The 1,025-nt window shown below is 58.5% G+C and carries 1 protein-coding gene; it reads left to right on the forward strand.

Annotated elements, in window-relative coordinates; translation table 11 throughout:
* On the forward strand, positions 1-1,025 hold a 1,025-nt coding region (gene tuf / locus GS632_RS21965), incomplete at both ends, for an elongation factor Tu (protein ID WP_171728261.1).

The raw sequence follows: 1,025 nt of genomic DNA on the forward strand, positions 1-1,025 counted from the left end.
ATGGCAAAGGAAAAGTTTGAGCGTACAAAACCGCACGTCAACATCGGCACGATTGGCCACGTTGACCACGGCAAGACCACGCTGACCGCAGCAATCACCAAGTATTTCGGTGACTTCAAAGCGTACGACCAGATTGACGGTGCGCCGGAAGAAAAAGCGCGCGGCATCACCATCTCGACCGCCCACGTGGAATACGAGACCGACAACCGCCACTATGCGCACGTTGACTGCCCCGGCCACGCCGACTACGTCAAGAACATGATCACCGGTGCTGCCCAGATGGACGGCGCGATCCTGGTTGTGAACGCAGCTGACGGCCCGATGCCGCAGACCCGCGAGCACATCCTGCTGGGTCGCCAGGTTGGCATCCCGAAGATGGTCGTGTTCATGAACAAAGTTGACCAGGTTGACGACGAAGAGCTGCTGGAACTGGTGGAAATGGAAGTCCGCGAGCTGCTGTCTTCGTATGAATACCCCGGCGACGATATTCCGATCATCGCAGGTTCGGCTCTGGCCGCGATGGAAGGCAACAACCCGGAAATCGGCGAAGAGAAGATCAAGGAACTGATGGCGGCTGTTGATGAGTACATCGACACCCCCGAGCGTGCTGTTGACCAGCCGTTCCTGATGCCGATCGAAGACGTGTTCTCGATCTCGGGCCGTGGTACCGTTGTGACCGGTCGTGTTGAGCGTGGCGTGATCAACGTTGGCGACGAGATTGAAATCGTCGGCATCCGCGACACTTCGAAAACCACCTGCACCGGTGTTGAGATGTTCCGCAAGCTGCTGGACCGCGGTGAAGCAGGCGACAACATCGGCGCCCTGCTGCGTGGTGTTGACCGTGACGGCGTTGAGCGTGGCCAGGTTCTGTGTAAGCCGGGTTCGGTTACACCGCACACCAAGTTCGAAGCCGAAGCCTACATCCTGACCAAGGAAGAAGGCGGTCGTCACACTCCGTTCTTCGCGAACTACCGTCCGCAGTTCTACTTCCGTACAACTGACGTGACCGGCACCGTGACCCTGGC

Origin of the sequence: Ruegeria sp. HKCCD7296, assembly GCF_013110775.1 — a bacterium.
Taxonomy (GTDB): domain Bacteria; phylum Pseudomonadota; class Alphaproteobacteria; order Rhodobacterales; family Rhodobacteraceae; genus Ruegeria.